16 protein-coding genes are annotated in these 19728 nt (G+C 68.4%); 12 read left to right on the forward strand and 4 right to left on the reverse strand.

Annotated features, from left to right (window positions below):
* Positions 1-48 precede the first annotated feature (48 nt).
* A complete protein-coding gene (locus BX604_RS19235; RefSeq protein ID WP_098552197.1) occupies positions 49-1701 on the forward strand; it encodes an IclR family transcriptional regulator in 1653 nt (550 codons plus the stop codon).
* A gap of 832 nt (positions 1702-2533) precedes the next feature.
* Here BX604_RS19235 and BX604_RS19245 read toward each other — a convergent pair.
* A complete protein-coding gene (locus BX604_RS19245) occupies positions 2534-3016 on the reverse strand; it encodes an Lrp/AsnC family transcriptional regulator (RefSeq protein WP_098552199.1) in 483 nt (160 codons plus the stop codon).
* A 286-nt stretch (positions 3017-3302) separates the two neighbouring features.
* Between BX604_RS19245 and BX604_RS19250 the strand changes: the two genes are divergently transcribed.
* The 3 genes from BX604_RS19250 to BX604_RS19260 all read left to right on the forward strand — a co-directional run bounded on the left by BX604_RS19250 (position 3303) and on the right by BX604_RS19260 (position 5728).
* Positions 3303-3947, forward strand: a complete 645-nt coding sequence (locus BX604_RS19250) for a LysE family translocator (protein ID WP_098552200.1) — start codon at positions 3303-3305, stop codon at positions 3945-3947.
* Positions 3948-4083: 136 nt separating this feature from the next.
* On the forward strand, positions 4084-5259 hold the full coding sequence (gene kch, locus BX604_RS19255) for a voltage-gated potassium channel protein (protein WP_098552201.1): 1176 nt from the start codon (positions 4084-4086) through the stop codon (positions 5257-5259).
* A 37-nt stretch (positions 5260-5296) separates the two neighbouring features.
* A complete protein-coding gene (locus tag BX604_RS19260) occupies positions 5297-5728 on the forward strand; it encodes a YqaA family protein (protein ID WP_098552202.1) in 432 nt (143 codons plus the stop codon).
* A 48-nt stretch (positions 5729-5776) separates the two neighbouring features.
* Here the strand turns inward: BX604_RS19260 and BX604_RS19265 are convergent, their stop codons facing one another.
* Positions 5777-7429, reverse strand: a complete 1653-nt coding sequence (locus BX604_RS19265; protein WP_098552203.1) for an acyl-CoA synthetase — start codon at positions 7427-7429, stop codon at positions 5777-5779.
* A gap of 216 nt (positions 7430-7645) precedes the next feature.
* Between BX604_RS19265 and BX604_RS19270 the strand changes: the two genes are divergently transcribed.
* From BX604_RS19270 to BX604_RS19300, 7 genes are all read left to right on the forward strand, one after another.
* The gene (locus tag BX604_RS19270) at positions 7646-8410 is read left to right on the forward strand and encodes a Crp/Fnr family transcriptional regulator (RefSeq protein WP_098552204.1); all 765 of its coding nucleotides are present in this window, start codon (positions 7646-7648) and stop codon (positions 8408-8410) included.
* A gap of 227 nt (positions 8411-8637) precedes the next feature.
* On the forward strand, positions 8638-11805 hold the full coding sequence (locus tag BX604_RS19275; protein ID WP_098552205.1) for an efflux RND transporter permease subunit: 3168 nt from the start codon (positions 8638-8640) through the stop codon (positions 11803-11805).
* A gap of 25 nt (positions 11806-11830) precedes the next feature.
* Positions 11831-13060 (forward strand): efflux RND transporter periplasmic adaptor subunit, encoded by a 1230-nt coding sequence (locus BX604_RS19280; protein ID WP_098552206.1) that lies wholly within the window; start codon positions 11831-11833, stop codon positions 13058-13060.
* Positions 13061-13107: 47 nt separating this feature from the next.
* Positions 13108-14562, forward strand: a complete 1455-nt coding sequence (locus BX604_RS19285) for an efflux transporter outer membrane subunit (RefSeq protein ID WP_098552961.1) — start codon at positions 13108-13110, stop codon at positions 14560-14562.
* Between the two features lie 21 nt (positions 14563-14583).
* A complete protein-coding gene (locus BX604_RS19290; RefSeq protein ID WP_057930191.1) occupies positions 14584-15279 on the forward strand; it encodes a heavy metal response regulator transcription factor in 696 nt (231 codons plus the stop codon).
* On the forward strand, positions 15276-16724 hold the full coding sequence (locus tag BX604_RS19295) for a heavy metal sensor histidine kinase (RefSeq protein ID WP_098552207.1): 1449 nt from the start codon (positions 15276-15278) through the stop codon (positions 16722-16724). Before BX604_RS19290 ends, BX604_RS19295 begins: the two co-directional genes overlap by 4 nt.
* A 95-nt stretch (positions 16725-16819) precedes the next feature.
* Positions 16820-17425, forward strand: a complete 606-nt coding sequence (locus tag BX604_RS19300; RefSeq protein ID WP_098552208.1) for a LysE family translocator — start codon at positions 16820-16822, stop codon at positions 17423-17425.
* A 75-nt stretch (positions 17426-17500) separates the two neighbouring features.
* Here BX604_RS19300 and BX604_RS19305 read toward each other — a convergent pair whose 3' ends face one another.
* Entirely contained in the window at positions 17501-18349 is an 849-nt protein-coding gene (locus BX604_RS19305) for an AraC family transcriptional regulator (RefSeq protein ID WP_098552209.1), read from the reverse strand.
* Between the two features lie 161 nt (positions 18350-18510).
* Here BX604_RS19305 and BX604_RS19310 point away from each other — a divergent pair, with 161 nt between their 5' ends.
* Positions 18511-19305, forward strand: coding sequence for an SDR family NAD(P)-dependent oxidoreductase (locus tag BX604_RS19310; RefSeq protein ID WP_098552210.1), 795 nt, complete (start codon positions 18511-18513; stop codon positions 19303-19305).
* A 45-nt stretch (positions 19306-19350) separates the two neighbouring features.
* Here BX604_RS19310 and BX604_RS19315 read toward each other — a convergent pair whose 3' ends face one another.
* A complete protein-coding gene (locus BX604_RS19315; protein ID WP_098552211.1) occupies positions 19351-19725 on the reverse strand; it encodes a hypothetical protein in 375 nt (124 codons plus the stop codon).
* Positions 19726-19728: the final 3 nt, after the last annotated feature.

Below are 19728 nucleotides of genomic sequence, written 5' to 3' on the forward strand. Positions count from 1 at the left end.
AATGGCGTCGGATACCATGCGGGGTTTCGTCAACGGAAGAATCATCGCGTGCAGAACCACGAAGTCAGCGCAGACGACGCGCCGCCCAAGGCGCAGCGCGGCATCCAGAGCGTCGAGGTCGGCGGCCGGCTGCTCGACGCGTTCGCGCGCCGGCGCAAGCCGCTCGGGCTGTCGGAGCTGGCGGGCGCGGCCGACTTGTCGACCGCTCAGGCGCATACCTATCTCGTGAGCCTGACGCGCCTCGCGCTCGTCAAACGCGACGCGATCACCGGCAACTACGAGCCGGGCCCGCTGTCGCTGCGGCTCGGGCTGATGTCGATCGAGCGCCAGCCGGCCTATCGCGCGGCGTTGCCGCATGCGGCGCGGCTCGCGGAGACGGTGGGCCTGAGCGTCGCGCTGTCGGTGCCGGGCGCGCTCGGGCCGACGATCGTGCGCATCGAGCACGGCGGCTATCCGCTGCACGTGAACCTGCACGTCGGGTCGGTGATGTCGCTCGACACGACCGCCACCGGCCGCGTGTTCCGCGCCTTCGGCGATCCCGCGCAGCTCGACGCGATGGCGGCCAGCCAGGCCGGTGCGGGCGACACGCTCGCCGGCGCGGAAGACGCGCCGCCGGCGACCGATGCCCCTGCGCAGCAGGCCGGGCTCGACGCGATCCGCGCGCGCGGGATCGAGCGCGGCGTCGATCGGCCGAGCCCCGGCGTCAGCGCGATGTGCGTGCCGGTGCTGGATGCCGGCGGGCGCCTGCAACTCGCCATGACCGTGATCGGTTCGACCGGGTCGATCGACGTCGGCTGGGACGGCCCGATCGCGACGGCGTTGCGCGACGCCGCGCGGCAGGCCACCGCGTCGCTCGACGCGGGATGCGACGCACCGCCGGCCGTGCCGGCCGCAGCGCCGGCCACGCCGCGCGTGCCGCCCGCGCTCGGCGACGATGCGAAGACGCAACGCGGCATCAATGCGCTCGACAGCACGGGCGAGCTGCTGCTCGCGCTCGTGTCCGCGGGCCGCGCGCTGCCGCTGCGCGATCTCGCGGCGGCGGCCGGGATGCCGGCGGCCAAGGCGTTTCCGCATCTGGTGAGTCTTCAGAAAATCGGCCTGCTGAGCCGCGACGACGCCGGCTGCTTCGGCGGCGGCCCGCTCGCGCAGGCGCTGGGCCTGATCGCGATGCAGCGCGTGTCGCCGACGCGCGATGCGGAAGCCGAAATCGTCGCGCTCGCCGGCGCGACCGACATGAGCGTGGCTGCCGCGACGCTCGGGCCGCTCGGACCGACCGTGATCCGGCTCGAGGAATCGGCACGGCCGCAGCACGTGAGCCTGCAGGTCGGCACCGTGATGTCGCTCGTCAATACGGCGATCGGCCGGATCTTCGCGGCCGGCATGTCCGACGACGTGCTGGCCGGGCTGCTGGCCGACGAACCGGTGCGCCTTGCCGGCAACACGTCGCCGGTCGACGACGCGTTTCGCGCGCGGCTGGCGGCGATCCGCGCGGGCGAACTCGATTTTGCGTTCGACGCGCCGGTGCCCGGCATCGGCACGATCGCCGCGCCCGTGTTCGATCACACCGGCAGCATCCGGCTCGTGATCGCGATCATCGGCTCGTCGCGCGGCTTCCCGCGCGGGCCGGACAGTGCGCTCGCGCATACGCTGCTCGCGGCGACGCGCCGGCTGTCGTGGCGGTTCGGGTGGATCGGCGCCTGATCGCCGTACGACCACCGCTCATCCGCCCCGACTGCCCTCCCTTTTTCCATTCCCTCGATGCGAGGCCGTGCTCGCCACGGCCTCATCGCACCGGCTCGCCACGACGGTCCGCATGGGTGCGCTCCGTGTTGCGCAGTAGCAACAGAGAATGTCAGTAATTCTCATATAACGAAATCGCATTTCACAAAGCGGTGAAGTTTCTTTATGATTAGGGTTATCCCTAATCCACCACTTATCTGGGGTTTCGTCATGCAAACGTCTAATGTTTCGAACCGTTCCACCGAATCCGCTGGCTGGCTCGCACGTGTTGGCGAGCTGATCGCAGAAGCCTGGTCCCTGCACCTGGAAAACTGCGAAGTCATCGCTGAAGCGCACGCTCGCCTGCCGCACTAAGCACGGCAACCGGCCGCCAGCCGGCGGCACGATGACCAGTCCGATCCGCTTGTCGGGACGCGCGCCGCAAGGCCGCCGCATCCGGCATCGGAGCGCCGGACGAATTTCATGAAACAGGGCCGCATGGTCCTGGTTCGAATGGCCTCGGCACGATGCGAGCGCCATGGATGAGTCGATGCCGACATGCCGTCGGCACCGTCTTGAGCGTCAGTGAGCGCAGCGGCTGGCGGCTGCGGGCGCTGGCGACGCGCGATCACGCAGCATCGTGTCGCGCCGGGTCGCCGCGGAAGATTCATCCGTTTTCCGGCCCCGTCGGCGTTTTTCCGCCCGTATTCGGTTGAGGGCCGCGCGCACGCGTCGCGCAGCCCGATCGCCGCCCCTCTTCTGCGCAGCCGAATCCATCGTCACCGCGACGGATCGTCGGCCCGACGCGATCCCGTCAGACCTGAATCGACGGCACATCCTTCATGCACCGCAGCGCGAACATCGAGCGGCTGTGGCGGATGCTCGAAATCCTGTACAGCTTCTCGCGCAGGAAACGTTCGTAGCCGGCCGTGCCGTCCACCGCGACCTTGATCCAGTAGTCGTATTCGCCCGACACGAGATACGCCTCGAGCACCTCGGGCAGCGACGCGAGTTCGGCGCCGAAGCGCGCCAGCGCGTCGTCCTCGTGGCGATCGAGCGTGACTTCGAGGATCACGATGTCCGCGTAGCCGAGCATCTTCTGGTTGACGAGCGCGACGTACCCGTCGATGTAGCCGTCAAGTTCGAGTTGCCGCGTGCGGTTCCAGCACGCGGTGGTCGACATGCCGATCTGCTCGGCCAGTTCGGCGTTCGACAGACGCGCATTTTTTTGCAGTGCACCGAGGATCTTGCGGTCCTGATTGTCGAGGGTTTTCGGCGAGCGTTCGCGGGTAGCCATGGCAGGAAGAATCTTCTACTGAAAATCGGCATTCTATCTGAACAGGATTCCGGTTTCGGGTCTGTTTTGCTGGAAAACAGGAAGCCTTTTAACCGGCCCGCTTGATACATTTTCTCCATGCCTGTTGTCTGGCACGCTCCCCGCGACAACCCCTTCGCACCGGGACGCCTGGCCGCAATCACGAGTTGCGGCGCCGGACCTGCAGGCATGCGATTCCCCGCCTCCCGCGCGGCCTATCCGGCTGCCGGGCCGGCGCCCGACTTCCCTGTTCCCGTACTATCCCGTCATGTCGTTCAGGCTTTATCTGTCGTTCCTCGCTGCATCCGCCGTCCTCATCTACGCTCCCGGCCCCGTCAACCTCCTCACGATGAACCAGGCACTGCGCACCGGCTGGCGCCGCGCGCTGCCGTGCGTATGGGGCGGCACGCTCGCCGTGCTGCTGCAACTCGCGCTGACCGCGCTGTGCCTGAATTCGCTGGTCCATCTCAACGAACATGCGTTGACCGTGCTGCGCTGGGCAGGCGCCGCGTACCTCGTATGGCTCGGCTGCAAGCAATGGCTCAGCCGCGCACCGGCAAACGCGCCTGCCGCGTCGGCCGCCCCCGGCGCTGCGGCATCCGACGCCGACACCGGGCGCGCGCTGTTCTGGCGTGGCGTGGCCACCTCCGGGCTGAATCCGAAGACGCTGCTGTTCTTTCCGTCGTTCTTTCCGCAGTTCATCGTCCCGAACGCCGACTGGAGCCTGAACGCGCAGTTCCTGCTGCTCGCGACGACCTTCGCGGTGCTGTTCGCCGGCGGCGTCGCGTCGATGGCGCTGTTCTCGCACCGGCTGAGCCGTGCGTTGCAACGGCCGGCGCGGATGCGCGCGATGAATCGCGTGACGGGCGGGCTGCTGGTCGGGATGGGCGCGATCATGGTCGGCTGGAACTGACGCCGGAGACCGGGCGGCTGCACAAGCGGGTGCCGCGTCGCCCGGCGGCGCCGCCCCTCGAAAAAGCAGCCGATCGCGGAATGCTTTAGGGTAGCGCCTGGTTCGTTGGACATGCCCGGCTCGCCCGGGCGAATGCATGAAGCACGTCACTACCCGCCTGCGGCGCCTGTTCGCGCCGATCGGCCTGCACTGGTATCTCGCTCTCCTTCTCGCGCTCGATGCACTGATGGTGCTGCGCCCCGTCGTCGCACATGCGAAGCTCGGCGTCCATCATGCGTGGCTCGCCGACGCGCTGAGCCTCGTCGACAACGCGGGCCTCGTCGTGTTGCCGCAGGTCGTCGTCGCGGCCGGCCTCGCGACGATGGCCATCGGCATCGTGCTGCGCGCACGCGTCGCGTGGGTGCTGTCGATCGTGCTGCTGGTCGCGGCCGCCGCGATCAGCATCGTCGGCGGTTACCGCAGTCATGCCGTGTTCGTCTACACGGCCGTGCTCGCCGTCGCGCTGATCTACTACTGGCGCCACTTCGATCGCGCGAGCGTCGCCGCGAGCAGCCTGTTCGCGCTGCTCAGCATCGTGTCGCTGCTGATCTACGCGACCTTCGGCGTGCTCTATCTCGGCGACGAATTCACGCCGCCGGTCCACGATCTCGCCACCGCCATCTACTTCTCGATCGTGTCGATGTCGACGGTCGGCTACGGCGACATCGTTCCGCACGCGCCCACCGCGCGCCTCTTTACCGCGTCGGTGATCGTGCTCGGCATCACGGTGTTCGCGACGTCGATCAGCGCGGTCATCGGCCCGGTGATCGGCGGCAATCTGAAACGGATCGTCCAGGGAGGCATTTCGAACGTGATCCGCAAGCATCATTTCCTGATCGTCGGCGCGACGCCCGTCGCGCATGCGGTGCACGACGGGCTGCGCAAGCGCGGCTACGCCGTGACCGTCATCGTGCCGGCCGGCGTCGAGCACAGCTATGCGGGCGGGACCGACCTGATCGTCGGCGACGCCACCGACCACGCGGTGCTGGAAGGCGCCGGCGCGGCAACGGCCCGCGCGGTGCTCGCGCTGCGCTCCGACGACGCCGAGAACGCGTTCATCATCCTCGCGATCCGCGAGATCGCGCCGACGGTGCGCACGGTGGCGCTCGTGAACCAGCAGCGCAACCTCGAACGGCTGCGCCTGCTGAAACCCGACATGGTGTTCTCGCCGCAGCAGCTCGCGGGCGAACTGCTCGCGAGCACGCTCAACGACGAACCGGTCGACAAGTCGATGATCTCGCACCTGCTGTTCGGCACCGCCGACGCCGCGTGAGCGATGCCGGCCGCTGCGCGGCCGGTACAATCGCGCGATGTCCGAATTGCTCACTTACGGCGGCCTGTTCGCCGTGTCGATGGTCGCCGCGACCCTGTTTCCGCTCCAGTCCGAAGCCGTGCTCGCCGGCCTGCTGCTCGCCGGGCGCGAGCCCGTGTGGGCGCTGGTGCTGGTCGCGAGCGTCGGCAACGTCGCCGGCTCGGCGATCAACTGGGCGCTCGGCCGCGGCATCGAGCATTTCCGCGATCGCCGCTGGTTTCCGGTGAAGCCGGCCGCGCTCGCGCGCGCCGAGGGCTGGTACCAGCGCTATGGCCGCTGGTCGCTGCTGCTGAGCTGGGCGCCGGTGATCGGCGATCCGCTGACGATGATCGCCGGCGTGCTGCGCGAGCCGCTACCGACCTTCCTCGCGATCGTCACGATCGCGAAGGTCGGCCGGTATCTGGTGATTGCGTGGCTCGTCGTGCATTGATGCGTTGACGCCCGGCGGCGTCGAACCGCACGACGCGCGCCGGCGACGTTACTTCTTGTCCCCCGCCAGATCGATCGCCTTGTCCGATCCGACCGCGTTGCGCAGCTGGAATTTCTGGATCTTGCCGGTCGACGTCTTCGGCAATTCGCCGAAACGCACGGCCTTCGGCACCTTGAACCCGGCGAGCAGCTGCTTGCAGTGCGCGACGATCTCCTCCTCGGTCGCGCTCGCGCCTTCGCGCAGTTCGACGAACGCGCACGGCACCTCGCCCCACTTCGGGTCGGGCATCGCGACCACGGCCGCGACCGCGACGGCCGGATGCCGGTACAACGCATCTTCCACCTCGATGCTCGAGATGTTCTCGCCGCCCGAAATGATGATGTCCTTGCGACGATCCTTGATCCGGATATAGCCGTCCGGCGTCAGCACGCCGAGATCGCCCGTATGGAACCAGCCGCCGTGGAAGGCTTCATCCGTCGCGTGCGGGTTCTTCAGGTAGCCCTTCATGCAGATGTTGCCGCGGAACATGATCTCGCCGAGCGTCTCGCCGTCGGCGGGCACCGGCGCCATCGTGTCCGGGTCGAGCACCGTCGCGCCCGCTTCGAGGTGATACCGCACGCCCTGGCGCGCATTGAGCCGCGCGCGTTCGTCGTCGGGCAGCACGTCCCAGTGCGCCTGCTTCGCGCACACGGTCGCCGGGCCGTAGACCTCGGTCAGCCCGTACACGTGCAGCAGGTCGAAGCCGATCTCCTTCATCTTCGCGATCACGGCCGGTGCGGGCGCCGCACCGGCGACCATCGCGTGCACCGTGTGACCGATACCTTCGCGGAACTCGGCCGGCGCATTCGCGATCGCGCTCTGCACGATCGGCGCGCCGCAGTAATGCGTGATGCGCTCGCGGCGGATCAGGTCGAATACCGTCTTCGCATCGAACTTGCGCAGGCACACGTTCACGCCCGCGCGCGCCGCGACGGCCCACGGAAAGCACCAGCCGTTGCAGTGGAACATCGGCAGCGTCCACAGATACACGGCGTGCTTCGGCATGTCCCATTCGAGGATGTTGCTGATCGCCGCGAGATGCGCGCCGCGATGGTGATAGACGACGCCCTTCGGGTCGCCGGTCGTGCCGGACGTGTAGTTCAGCGCGATCGCGTCCCATTCGTCGGCGGGCGGCGTCCATGCGTAGTCGGGGTCGCCGCCCGCGACGAACGCTTCGTAGTCGGTCGCGCCGGCGAAGCGCGCGGGGTCGGCCGGCATCGCGTCGGCGACGCTGATGATCTTCAGGCCCGGCACCTCGAGCGCCGCGCGATGCGCGAGATCCGCGTATTCGGTGTCGACGATCAGCACCTTCGCTTCGCCATGACGCAGCATGAACAGCACCGACGAAATGTCGAGCCGCGTGTTGATCGTGTTGAGCACCGCGCCGGCCATCGGCACGCCGAAGTGCGCCTCGACCATCGCCGGGATGTTCGGCAACACCGCCGCGACCGTCTCGCCGCGCGCGACGCCGGCCTGCGCGAGCGCGCTCGCCAGCTGCTTCGCGCGCGTGTAGGTCTCGCCCCACGTGCGCCGCACGTCGCCGTGCACGATGGCCAGGCGCGCGCCGTAGACTTCGGCCGCTCGGACCAGGAAGTCGATCGGCGTGAGCGGCACGTAGTTGGCGTCGCGGCGGCCGAGTCCGGCCTCGAACATCTGCGTCATGATCCTGTCTCCCGTTTTCTGTCGACCGGCGCGGGCATCGACGCCGCGGCGCACGCATCGGTCTCGTGTTCAGCCGGAGTGCATGCACCCCGATTCGTTTTGATGTGGTTCAATTGCCGATAGCCTAACGGGCGCTATTGTGAGCCGTCTGTCATCGAAACGACAGAGTGCCTTTCGAGCGCTGCGCGTTATCCCTATCCTCGCAAACCCGCACTCATGCACGACCACCTCGTTGCGCCGCCCGACGCGGCCGCTACCCCGCCCGGCACGGCCGGCACGCCGTTCGAACCGGGCCCGTTGCCGGCGCTGTCGACGCTGTTCGGGCAATGCGCGTGGTTCCGCGCGCTCGCGCCGGCGCATCAGGCGCTGGTGCTCGCGCAGTCGCGCGCCGAGCAGCGCGAAGCCGGCGACGTGATCGCGCAGCGACTCGCGCCGTCCGAGTACTGGATCGGCGTGCACCGCGGGCTGCTGAAGCTGGCGATCTTCAATGCATCGGGGCGCGGCTGCACGTTTTCCGGCGTGCCGTCGGGCGGCTGGTTCGGCGAAGGCAGCGTGATCAAGCGCGAGCTGCGCAAATACGAAGTGGCCGCAGTCCAGCGCTCGATCGTGCTGTTCGTACCGGTCGACACGTTCCATGCGCTGCTCGACACCAGCCTGCCGTTCACGCGCTTCGTGATCCACCAGTTGAACAACCGGATGGGCGAGTTCATCGCGTCGATCCAGAACAGCCGGCTGCTCGACGTCGATGCACGCGTCGCGCAGGCGCTCGCGCAACTGTTCAATCCCGATCTGTATCCGGACACCGGTCCGTCGCTCCCGATCTCGCAGGAGGAACTGGGCATGCTCGTCGGCGTATCGCGACAGCGGATCAACCAGGCGCTGCAGCAACTCGAGAAACGCGGCGTGCTGCGGCTCGCGTACAACCAGATCGAAGTCGTCGACCTGGCCGCGCTCGCGCGGGTCGGCATGGAGCAGATCTGAGCGCGGCGCGATGAACGAGACCGTCGCCGCTGCAGCGCGGGCCGCCGATCCGGCAGCCGTTTTCCGGCTTCCGCGCCTGCCCGCTTTCCATCGGACGAATCGGCCAACCCTCACCGCGCCCGAAACTGACAATTTCGCCAGTTTCATGTCAGTAACGCGTTCAGCCCCGACGCCTATCATTCGGGTTCCCTTCACCGACGCCTGATCACGCCTGTCCCGCTGCCTCCATGTGGATCGTCAATCTCGCCCTCAGGCGCCCCTACACGTTCATCGTGATGGCCATCATGATCGTACTGGCCACCCCGCTTACGCTGATGCGCACGCCCGTCGACGTGCTGCCGGCGGTCAACATCCCCGTCATCAGCGTGATCTGGAATTACAACGGGTTCTCGGCGACGGACATGACCAACCGGATCACGGCCGTTCATGAGCGGATCCTGACGACGACGGTCAACAACATCCAGCACATCGAATCGACGTCGCTGCCCGGCATCGCGGTCGTGAAGGTGTTCCTGCAACCGGGCGCGGACGTGCAGACGGCGATCGCGCAGACGGTGTCGTCCGCGCAGGCGATCGTCCGGCAGATGCCGCAGGGCGCGACGCCGCCGCTCGTGATCACCTACTCGGCGTCGAGCATTCCGGTGATCCAGCTCGGGCTGTCGAGCAAGACGCTCAGCGAGCAGTCGCTCGCCGACATCGCGCTGAACTTCCTGCGCCCGCAACTGATCACGGTCCGCGGCGCGCAGATCCCGTTCCCGTACGGGGGCCGCACGCGCGTCGTCGCGATCGACCTCGATCCGCAGGCGCTGCTCGCGAAGGGCCTCACGCCCGCCGACATCGTCAATGCGATCAACGCGCAGAACCTCGTGCTGCCGACCGGCACCGCGAAGATGGGCCAGACCGAATACCGGATCGACACGAATGCATCGGCCGACACGATCGCCGACATCAACAACCTGCCGATCCAGACCGTCAACGGCGCGACGACCTACCTGCGCGAAGTCGCGGCGGTGCGCGACGGCTTCGCGCCGCAGACCAACGTCGTGCGCCAGAACGGCCAGCGCGGCGTGCTGATCTCGATCCTGAAGACCGGCGACGCGTCGACGCTGAAGGTCGTGTCGGACCTGAAGGCGCTGCTGCCGAAGGTGATCCCGACGCTGCCCGAAGGGCTCACGATCACGCCGCTGTTCGACCAGTCGGTGTTCGTCAACGCCGCCGTGCAGGGCGTGATCCACGAGGCGCTGATCGCCGCCGTGCTGACCGCGATGATGATCCTGCTGTTCCTCGGCAACTGGCGCAGCACGCTGATCATCGCGATCTCGATCCCGCTGTCGATCTTCACGTCGCTGATCGCGCTGTCGGCGCTCGGCGAGACCATCAACATCATGACGCTCGGCGGGCTCGCGCTCGCGGTGGGGATCCTGGTCGACGACGCGACCGTCACGATCGAGAACATCGAGCGGCACCTGCACCTGGGCACCAACCTGCACGAGGCGATCCTCGAAGGCGCCGGCGAAATCGCGGTGCCCGCGTTCGTGTCGACGCTGTGCATCTGTATCGTGTTCGTGCCGATGTTCTTCCTGACCGGCGTCGCGCGCTTCCTGTTCGTGCCGCTCGCCGAGGCCGTCGTGTTCGCGATGCTCGCGTCATACGTGCTGTCGCGTACGCTCGTGCCGACGCTCGCGATGCTGCTGTTCCGCCCTCAGCAGGCGAGCACCGGCCCCGACCATTCGACGTCGCGCTTCGCGCGCATCCATCACGCGTTCAACAACGCGTTCGAGCGGCTGCGCGCGTGGTACATCGTGCTGCTGAGCATCCTGCTAGTGCGTCGCCGCTTCTACGCGATGTGCTTCCTCGGCTTCTGCGTGCTGTCGACCGGCCTCGTGTTCACGCTCGGCCGCGACTTCTTCCCGAATGCCGACTCCGGCAACATCCGGCTGCACATGCGTGCGCCGACCGGCTACCGGATCGAGGAAACCGCGCGCCTCGCCGACCAGGTCGAGCGCGTGATCCGCGAAGCCGTGCCGCCGGACGAACTCGGCGCGATCGTCGACAACCTCGGGCTGCCGGTCAGCGGCATCAACCTGTCGTACAGCAACAGCGGCACGATCGGCTCGCTCGACGGCGAACTGATGATCGCACTGAAGCCCGGCCACCGCGCGACCGAGCATTACGTGAAGACGCTGCGCGCGCTGCTGCCGCAGCGCTTCCCCGGCGTCGAGTTCTTCTTCCAGCCGTCGGACATCATCACGCAGATCCTCAACTTCGGGCAGCCGGCCGCGATCGACGTGCAGGTGCTGGGCAACGATCTCGCGAGTAACATGACTATCGCGAGCAGCCTGATGAAGAAGATCAGGCAAATCCCCGGCGCCGTCGACGTGCACGTGCTGCAGCGCAACGACGGACCGACCCTGCTGGCCGACATGGACCGTACGCGCATGCAGCAGCTCAATCTCTCCGCGCAGAACGTCGCGCAGAACATGCTGATCTCGCTGTCCGGCAGTGCGCAGACGACCCCGTCGTTCTGGATCAACCCGCGCACCGGCGTCCAGTACCCGCTGCAGATCCAGACCCCGCAATACAACATCTCGTCGGTCGACGACCTGCTCGCCACGCCGATTTCCGCGAGCGGCCGCGCGGGCACGCCGCTGCAACTGCTCGGCAACCTGGCGCAGATCCGCACGACCGAGACCCCGGCCGTGATCACGCACTACAACATCCGGCCGGCGATCGACCTGTACGTGAGCGTCGAAGGCCGCGATCTCGGTTCGGTCGCCGGCGAGATCGACCGGGTCGTGTCCGACGCGCGCGCGACGCTGCCGCGCGGCACCGACCTGTCGGTACGCGGCCAGGTCGAGACGATGCGCACCTCCTATATCGGCCTCGGCGCGGGCGTCGCGATGGCGATCGTCCTCGTCTACCTGCTGATCGTGGTCAACTTCCAGTCGTGGCTCGACCCGCTGATCATCATCAGCGCGATGCCGGCCGCGCTCGCCGGCATCGTGTGGATGCTGTTCATCACCGGCACGCACCTGAGCGTGCCCGCATTGACCGGCGCGATCATGACGGTGGGCGTCGCGACCGCCAACAGTATTCTGGTCGTGTCGTTCGCGCGGCAGCGCCTCGCGGCCGGCGCGCCGCCGCTCACCGCCGCGCTGGAAGCCGGCGCGACGCGGATCCGGCCGGTGATGATGACGGCACTCGCGATGATCATCGGGATGGTGCCGATGGCGCTCGGCCTCGGCGAAGGCGCCGAGCAGAATGCGCCGCTGGGCCGCGCGGTGATCGGCGGCCTGTTGTTCGCAACCGTTTCGACGCTGCTGTTCGTGCCGCTCGTGTTCGGCGGCGTGCATTCGCGGCTGGCCCGCCGGCGCGCGCGCCAGGCCGGACACTGACTTTCGCCTATAGACCGGTTAATTCATGGAAGAGAAACATCACAGCGCCGTCGGCATCCAGGTGGATGAACACGGCATGCACCTGCCGAGCCGCACGTCGGTGTCGCGGCGCGGGCGGATCGTGCTGATCGTGATCGGCGTGCTGCTCGCCGCCGGCGCGGCGCGCACGATCGTCGTCAACGTGCTGAACCGCAGCCAGCTCGACGCCGTTGCCGTGCAGAACACGCGCCAGTACGTCAACGTCGTGCATCCGGTCGATGCGGCCACCGGCGGCAAGCTGACGCTGCCCGGCACGCTGCGCGGCTTCATCGAGGCGCCGATCTACGCGCGTGCGAGCGGCTACGTGCTGCGCTGGCAGGCCGATATCGGCGCACACGTGAAGCAGGGGCAACTGCTCGCCGAGCTCGACACGCCCGAGCTGAACCAGGAGCTCGCGCAGGCCACCGCGCAGCGCCAGCAGGCGCAGGCCACGCTCGCGCTCGCGAAGACGTCGTTCGACCGCGCTCAGCAGCTGCGCCAGCGCGATGCGGTATCGCAGCAGGAACTCGACGACCGCCAGGGCGCGTTCAACCAGGGCACCGCGAACCTCGCCGCGGCCGACGCGAACGTGCGCCGGCTCACCGAGCTGAAGGGCTTCCAGCGCATCGTCGCGCCGATCGACGGGATCGTCACGCAGCGCAACGTCGACGTCGGCGACCTCGTGAACTCCGGCAACGCGGGCCGCTCGCTGTTCACCGTCGTGCAGGCCGACCGGCTGCGCCTGTACGTGCAGGTGCCGCAGGCGTATGCGCAGCAGGTGCAGGTCGGCCAGCACGTGAGCATCGCGCAAGCCGAACTGGCCGGCCAGACCTTCGACGGCACGATCACGCGCACGTCGCAGGCGATCGACGTCGCGACGCGTTCGCTGCAGATCGAGATCACGCTGCCGAACCCGGACGGACGGCTGCTGCCCGGCGCGTACGTGCAGGCGACGCTGCCGATGACGCCGGTCGGCCGCCTGCAGATTCCGGCCAACACGCTGCTGTTCCGCGCCGAAGGGCCGACGGTCGCGACCGTCGGCGCGAACGGCCACGTGCACCTGAAGGCCGTGTCGGTCGTGCGCACGATCGGCCAGACGCTCGAAGTCGACGGCCCGCTCACGCCGAACGACCGCCTCGTCGCGAACCCGAGCGACGCGCTCGCGGACGGCGACACGGTCGTCGTGCAGGCGCCAGCCGCGCAGCCGGCCTCCGCGGCTGCGGGAGCGAAGTCGTGATCGCGACGCGCGCCCGCCTGCGCCCGACGGCGGTTGCCGCCGTGGCGATGGTCGCGCTCGCGGCCCTCGCCGGCTGCACCGTCGGCCCCGATTACCGCCGCCCGGCCGTCGATACGCCGGCCGCGTGGCGGCTCGACCCTGCCGATGCGTACTGGCACCCGGCCGCGCCGGCCCGCGCGCCGCTCGATCCGGCGTGGTGGAGCGCGTTCGGCGATGCACAGCTCGATGCGCTGGAAGCCGACGCGCTGCGCAACAACCAGAACCTGAAGGCCGTCGCCGCGCGCTACGACCAGGCGAAGGCGACGCTCGCGTCGGTCGCGTCCGCGCAGTATCCGGCCGTCGGCCTGAACGCCAGCGGCCAGCGCTTCAAGATCTCCGCCGACCGGCCGCAGACCAACTATGCGACGGCAAGCACGTCGACCGTGCAGAACGACATCCAGGTCGGCGCGAGCGTCAGCTACGAGCTCGACCTGTTCGGCCGCGTGCGGCGCAGTGTCGAATCCGCGCAGGCCAGCTCGGAGCAGGCGCGCGACGATTTCGCGAACGCGCGCCTCGTGCTGACCGCCGATCTCGCGTCGAGCTACTTCGCGCTGCGCGAGCTCGATACCGAGATCGACGTGGTCAAGCGCTCGATCGACCTGCAGCAGAAGGCGCTCGACTACGTGAGCGCGCGCCACGACCTCGGCGCGGTCTCGGGCCTCGACCTGCTGCAGCAGCGCTCGCAGCTCGACGCAACGCGCACGCAGGCGCAGTTGCTGCTCCAGCAGCGCGTGCAGGTGGAAACCGCGATCGCGACGCTGGTCGGCACGCCGGCCCCCGCGTTCTCGCTGCCGCCGCGCGTCGTGCCGATCAACGCGCCCGAATTGCCGACCGGCATGCCGAGCGACCTGCTGCAGCGGCGGCCGGACGTCGCGTCCGCCGAACGCGCGATGGCCGCCGCGAACGCGCAGATCGGCGTCGCGCGCGCCGCGTATTTCCCGCGCATCGCGCTGTCGCCCGATATCGGCTGGGATGCGACGCGCTTCGCCGGCCTGTTCACCGTGCCGGCGCTGCTGTGGTCGGTCGGCGCGTCGGTCAGCCAGCCGCTGTTCGAAGGCGGCAAGCTGAAGGCCGGCGTCGATTACGCGCAGGCCGGCTACGTGGCCGCGCAGGCCAATTACCGGCAGACCGTGCTCACCGCGTTCCAGGAGGTGCAGAATGCCGTAACGGGCCTGTCGGTGCTCGCGCAGGCCGCGCAGCAGGCGTCGGCCGCCGTCGACGATGCGCGCAAGCTCGTGTCGCTCGCGCAGGACCGCTACGCGGGCGGCCTGACGCCGTTCATCGACGTGCTGACCGCCGAGCAGCAATTGCTGACGAGCGAGCGCCAGGCCGTGCAGATCCAGGGCCAGCGCGCGGCGCTCGTCGTGTTTCTCGCGAAGGCGCTCGGCGGCGGCTGGGACGGCACCACCGTGCCAACCGCCGTCGCGGCGGCCCCGCAGCACGATGCGGGCGTGGCCCCCTAACCCGGTTACGCGGACAAGCCTATGAAAGTCCTGATCGTCGAAGACGAACCGAAAGTCGTCGAATACCTGAAAAGCGGCCTGACCGAGGAAGGCTGGGTCGTCGATACCGCGCTCGACGGCGAGGACGGCGCGTGGAAGGCGGTCGAGTTCGACTACGACGTGGTCGTGCTCGACGTGATGCTGCCGAAGCTCGACGGTTTCGGCGTGCTGCGCGCGTTGCGCGCGCAGAAGCAGACGCCCGTCATCATGCTGACCGCGCGCGACCGCGTCGACGACCGCGTGCGCGGGCTGCGCGGCGGCGCCGACGACTACCTGACCAAACCCTTCTCGTTCCTCGAGCTGATCGAGCGGCTGCGCGCGCTGACGCGCCGCGCGCGCGTGCAGGAATCGACGCTGATCTCGATCGGCGATCTGCGCGTCGACCTGATCGGCCGCCGCGCGACCCGCGACGGCACGCGCCTCGACCTGACCGCGCAGGAATTCCAGCTGCTCGGCGTGCTCGCGCGGCGCAGCGGCGAAGTGCTGTCGAAGACGACGATCGCCGAACTCGTGTGGGACGTGAACTTCGACAGCAACGCGAACGTCGTCGAGACGGCGATCAAGCGGCTGCGCGCGAAGCTCGACGGCCCGTTCGCGGAGAAACTGCTGCACACGATCCGCGGCATGGGCTACGTGCTCGAGGCGCGCGAGGACGCCGACAGCGAGAGGCACGCATGAAACGCTCGATCACCCTGCGCCTGTCGGCGATGTTCGGCATCGTGTCACTGCTCGTGTTCACGCTGGTCGGTTGCGGGTTGTTCGTGATGATGGAGCGCCAGTTGTTCGCCGAACTGCGCGCAACGATCGACACGCGCGCGAAGGTCGCGCAGATGATCGTATCGCACGCGACCACGGCCGCGCGCGGCCGGCTGATGCAGGAAAAGCTCGCCGACCTCGAACCGCCCGACGGCTCGACGCGCTACCAGGTCGAGAGCCCGGACGCCGATTTCCGCTTCGGTCATCCGATCGACGGCGCGCCCGTCGGCAAACCGTTCGGCGCATTCCAGCAGTACGCGCTCAACCACAGCAGCTACGACGTGATGACGAAGACCGTCCCGATCGCAGGCAGCGGCGAGCGCCCTGACCTGAAGCTGATCGTCGCGTCGTCGTGCGAGCGCACGCAGCGGATGCTGCGCCGGTTCGTATGGACGCTCGCCGCGCTGATCGCGACGGCCACCGTCATTACGCTGCTGCTGAGCCGCGCGGTCGCGCGCTTCGGGCTCGCGCCGCTCGAACGGTTGTCGCAGGACGCAACGGCCATCAGCGCTACCAACCGCCGCCAGCGGCTGCAAACTGAAGCGCTGCCGACCGAGCTGCGCGATCTCGCCGCGTCGTTCAACGGCGCGCTCGAACGCATCCAGCAAACCTACGCGCGGCTCGAAGCCTTCAACGCGGACGTCGCGCACGAGCTGCGCACACCGATCAGCATCCTGATCGGCCAAACCCAGGTCGCGCTGACGAGCCGCGACCGCTCGGTCGACCGGATGCGCCAGACGCTGCAGTCGAACCTCGAGGAGTTCGAACGGCTGCGCGTGATCATCAACGACATGCTGTTCCTGTCGCGCAGCGATCGCGGCGAGCGCGCGACCGACCTGAAGCACGTGTCGCTCGCCGACGAGGTGCGGCGCATGCTCGACTTCCTCGAAATTCCACTCGACGAAGCGCAGTTGCGCGCCGAACTGCACGGCGACGCGCGCGCGGCCGTCGATCCGTCGCTGTTCCGCCGTGCGATGACCAACCTGCTGATCAACGCGATCCAGCATTCGGCGCCCGGCGCGGCGCTGAACGTGACGATCACGCGCCGCGACACCCTCGTCGACGTGTCGGTCGCGAACCCCGGCGAACCCATTGATCCCGTGCAGCGTTCGCACGTGTTCGAGCGCTTCTACCGGCTCGAGGAAGCGCGCGCGAACAGCAAGGAGAATCACGGGCTCGGGCTGTCGATCGTCAAGGCCGTCGCGGAGATGCATGGCGGCAGCGTGTTCGTCGCGTGCTCCGGCGGCATCAATACGTTCGGCTTCTCGGTGTCGACGCAACCGTGCACCGGCACGCCGCTGCGCGCGGCCGACGCAACCGACCCGCCTGCGCTGCATCCGACGCACGCGTCGCGCGCGATGCACTGACGGCGGCCACGCCGCCGAGGGCAGTTTTCTTCAATACGAGCCCGCCCCGCTTGTTTAGTCTCGATGCGACTTTCACATTCGCATGGAGATATCCGATGAGCATGCTGGTTTCGATGGCCGCGTTCGCGCTGGCGTCGTCGATCACACCCGGTCCCGTCAACATCGTCGCGCTCAGCGCGGGCGCGCGCCACGGTCTCGGCGCAAGCCTGCGCTATGCGGCCGGCGCGACGCTCGGCTTCGTCGCGCTGTTCCTGTTGATCGGCCTCGGGCTGCACGAGGCGCTCGCGCGCTGGCCGATGCTGACCACGGCCACCCAATGGTCGGGAATCGCGTTCCTGCTCTACCTCGCACTGCGGCTCGCGCTCGACGACGGCCGGCTGTCGGCCGACCCCGCCGATCCGGACGCGCCGGCCGTCGCCGGCCCGTCGGCGGCGGCCGGCGCGGCGATGCAGTGGCTGAATCCGAAAGCGTGGCTTGCATGCGTGGCCGCGATGGGCGCCTATGCAGCCGACGGCGACCGCACGCAGGTCTGGCAATTCGCGGCGCTGTATCTGGTGATCTGTTTTGCGTCGATCGCATGCTGGGCGTATGCGGGCGCATCGCTGCGGCACCGCCTCGCGAACGCGCGGCGGATGCGGTTGTTCAACCGCGCGATGGCGCTATTGCTCGCGGGCAGCGCGCTCTATCTGCTCGATATCTAGCGTGGTCGTGGCGCGATAGGCGCGTTGCGCCGCGGTATTTGACCGGCGTCGCAGAGGCCTGACCTTGCCCGCCGCTCAGCTCGCGGCGCTTCGATATTGCCCCGGCGTCGCGGCCGCGATGCGGCGGAACGCGCGCTGGAAATGCGCCTGGTCGGCGAAGCCCGCATCGAGCGCGACATCGGCGATCGGCCGGCCGCGGCGCAGTTCGGCGCGGCCGTACTGCACGCGACGATCGATCAGGAACGCATGCGGCGTCATCCCGTAGCGGGCGTTGAACGCGCGGATCAGGTAGGACGGCGACAGATCGGCGGCCGCGCAAATCGCATCGAGCGTGACGGCCTGCCGGCAATGCGCGGCGATGTAGTCGGCCGCGCGCGCGAGCTTCGCGTTGTCGGCGCCGCGCGCGGCGTCCGCAGGCAGGTCGCGATCGAGCGAGCCGTGCAGTCGCGTGAAGAATTCGACCGCCGCGCTTTCCTTGCCGAGCGGATCGACGCCGGGCGACACGAGCGTGCGGTAGAACCCGCCGAATTGCGCGAACAGGTCGCGCCGTTGCGTCAATTTCGGCGAAAAACCGCGAAAATCGCCATTCGGATCGCGTCCAAGCGAATGCTGCAGCCGCGTGAGCCACGGCACGTCGACGTAGACCATCCGGTAGGCCCACGCGTCGGGGCCGTACGGGTTGCACGCATGCACCTGTTCCGGATCGATGATCACGAGCACGCCGCGCCCGACGTGCTCCTTGGTCGCGCCGTTCAGGTAGGTGCTCGTGCCGCCGACGATCGCGCCGAGTGAAAACGTGTCGTGCGTGTGTTTCGCGTAGCAGATCGTCCGCCCGTCGTCGACGGTGCGCGCCTCGATGAACGGCAGCGCGGCATCGCGCCAGAATGGCGACGGCACGGCGATGGTGTTGGCGGAACGGCTCACGCGACAGGCTCCCGGATCGGATGGCGAACGCACACCGTACAAGACTGCGTCGCGCGACGCAACCGCGCGCCGACGCTTCGCGGCCGGATCGCCTAAGCTTTGAATTCCGGCCGCCGCGGCGCATGCGGCGGGTTCCGTTCCCTCTTCAAACCGGTACGTTCATGCACATCGATCTGAAAGGCAAGACCGCGGTCGTCACCGCCTCCACCGCCGGCATCGGGCTGGCGATCGCCGAAGGGCTCGCGCACGCGGGCGCACGCGTCGTGGTCAACGGCCGCAGCGACAAGTCGGTCGACGCCGCGCTCGCGCTGCTGCGCACCGCGGTGCCCGGCGCGGAGGTCGACGGCGTCGCCGCCGACCTGTCCGGCGCCGACGGCGTCGCGCGCATCACGCAGCACACGCCGGAGGCCGACATCCTCGTCAACAACGCGGGCATCTACGGGTTGAAGGCGTTCTTCGACATCGACGACGGCGAATGGGAGCATTACTTCCAGACCAACGTGATGTCCGGCGTGCGTCTCGCTCGGCATTACCTGAAGGGGATGCTCGCGCGCAACACCGGCCGCATCGTGTTCATTTCGTCGGAATCTGGCCTGAACATCCCGGTCGACATGATTCATTACGGCTTCACGAAAACCGCGCAACTGGCGATCGCGCGCGGCCTCGCGAAACTCGCGGCCGGCACGAACGTGACGGTCAATTCGGTGCTGCCGGGGCCGACGATGTCGGAAGGCGTGCGGGCGATGCTGAAGGCGACGGCCGACGAAACGGGCCGCAGCATCGACGATGTTGCCGTGGATTTCGTGCGCAGCGAGCGGGCAAGCTCGATCATCCAGCGGCCGGCGACGACGGAGGAAGTCGCGAACCTGGTCGTGTACGTGTGCTCGCCGCAGGCCTCGGCGACCACAGGCGCGGCGTTGCGCGTCGACGGCGGCGTGGTCGACACGATCGCGTAACGGCAAACCCGACCAATCTGGCAGGCGCGGCGGACGGCCGCCGCGCTATCGGGAAGCGGCCTTGCCCGGCTGCAGCGCGCCCTTGCGGTCGGCGTCCATGCAGGTATCGAAGCCGCGTTGCGTGACGGCGCCGGCCTTGTCGAACACGACGAAGTAAGGCCGATGATCGTTGCCGTGCTCGATGAAGTAGTTGTAGCAGACGCCGCTGCCGTTGCGGACCATCCACACGCTGCGCGGATTGCCGCCCGCGCGGACGACGTCGGTGCGCATCGCGCCATGCCGTGACGCGGCCCTTGCCAGCGGGGTACGTGAATACGAGAACGGCAGCCACGAATCGAACCACGCGCAGCCGTGCAGCATCAGGCAGCTGGCCGCCAGAGACAGCGTCGCTGCGGGACGGGACATCGGAATCAATCGCATGCT

Source organism: Burkholderia sp. JKS000303 (genome assembly GCF_002563755.1).
GTDB classification, from domain to species: domain Bacteria; phylum Pseudomonadota; class Gammaproteobacteria; order Burkholderiales; family Burkholderiaceae; genus Burkholderia; species Burkholderia anthina_B.

What these genes read in the sequence shown, in the direction of transcription:
- BX604_RS19245 (WP_098552199.1), bottom strand. Translation starts at nt 3,016, where the DNA reads ATGGCTACCCGCGAACGCTCGCCGAAAACCCTCGACAATCAGGACCGC.
- BX604_RS19250 (WP_098552200.1), top strand. Translation starts at nt 3,303, where the DNA reads ATGTCGTTCAGGCTTTATCTGTCGTTCCTCGCTGCATCCGCCGTCCTC.
- kch (WP_098552201.1), top strand. Translation starts at nt 4,084, where the DNA reads ATGAAGCACGTCACTACCCGCCTGCGGCGCCTGTTCGCGCCGATCGGC.
- BX604_RS19260 (WP_098552202.1), top strand. Translation starts at nt 5,297, where the DNA reads ATGTCCGAATTGCTCACTTACGGCGGCCTGTTCGCCGTGTCGATGGTC.
- BX604_RS19265 (WP_098552203.1), bottom strand. Translation starts at nt 7,429, where the DNA reads ATGACGCAGATGTTCGAGGCCGGACTCGGCCGCCGCGACGCCAACTAC.
- BX604_RS19270 (WP_098552204.1), top strand. Translation starts at nt 7,646, where the DNA reads ATGCACGACCACCTCGTTGCGCCGCCCGACGCGGCCGCTACCCCGCCC.
- BX604_RS19275 (WP_098552205.1), top strand. Translation starts at nt 8,638, where the DNA reads ATGTGGATCGTCAATCTCGCCCTCAGGCGCCCCTACACGTTCATCGTG.
- BX604_RS19280 (WP_098552206.1), top strand. Translation starts at nt 11,831, where the DNA reads ATGGAAGAGAAACATCACAGCGCCGTCGGCATCCAGGTGGATGAACAC.
- BX604_RS19285 (WP_098552961.1), top strand. Translation starts at nt 13,108, where the DNA reads ATGGTCGCGCTCGCGGCCCTCGCCGGCTGCACCGTCGGCCCCGATTAC.
- BX604_RS19290 (WP_057930191.1), top strand. Translation starts at nt 14,584, where the DNA reads ATGAAAGTCCTGATCGTCGAAGACGAACCGAAAGTCGTCGAATACCTG.
- BX604_RS19295 (WP_098552207.1), top strand. Translation starts at nt 15,276, where the DNA reads ATGAAACGCTCGATCACCCTGCGCCTGTCGGCGATGTTCGGCATCGTG.
- BX604_RS19300 (WP_098552208.1), top strand. Translation starts at nt 16,820, where the DNA reads ATGAGCATGCTGGTTTCGATGGCCGCGTTCGCGCTGGCGTCGTCGATC.
- BX604_RS19310 (WP_098552210.1), top strand. Translation starts at nt 18,511, where the DNA reads ATGCACATCGATCTGAAAGGCAAGACCGCGGTCGTCACCGCCTCCACC.
- BX604_RS19315 (WP_098552211.1), bottom strand. Translation starts at nt 19,725, where the DNA reads ATGCGATTGATTCCGATGTCCCGTCCCGCAGCGACGCTGTCTCTGGCG.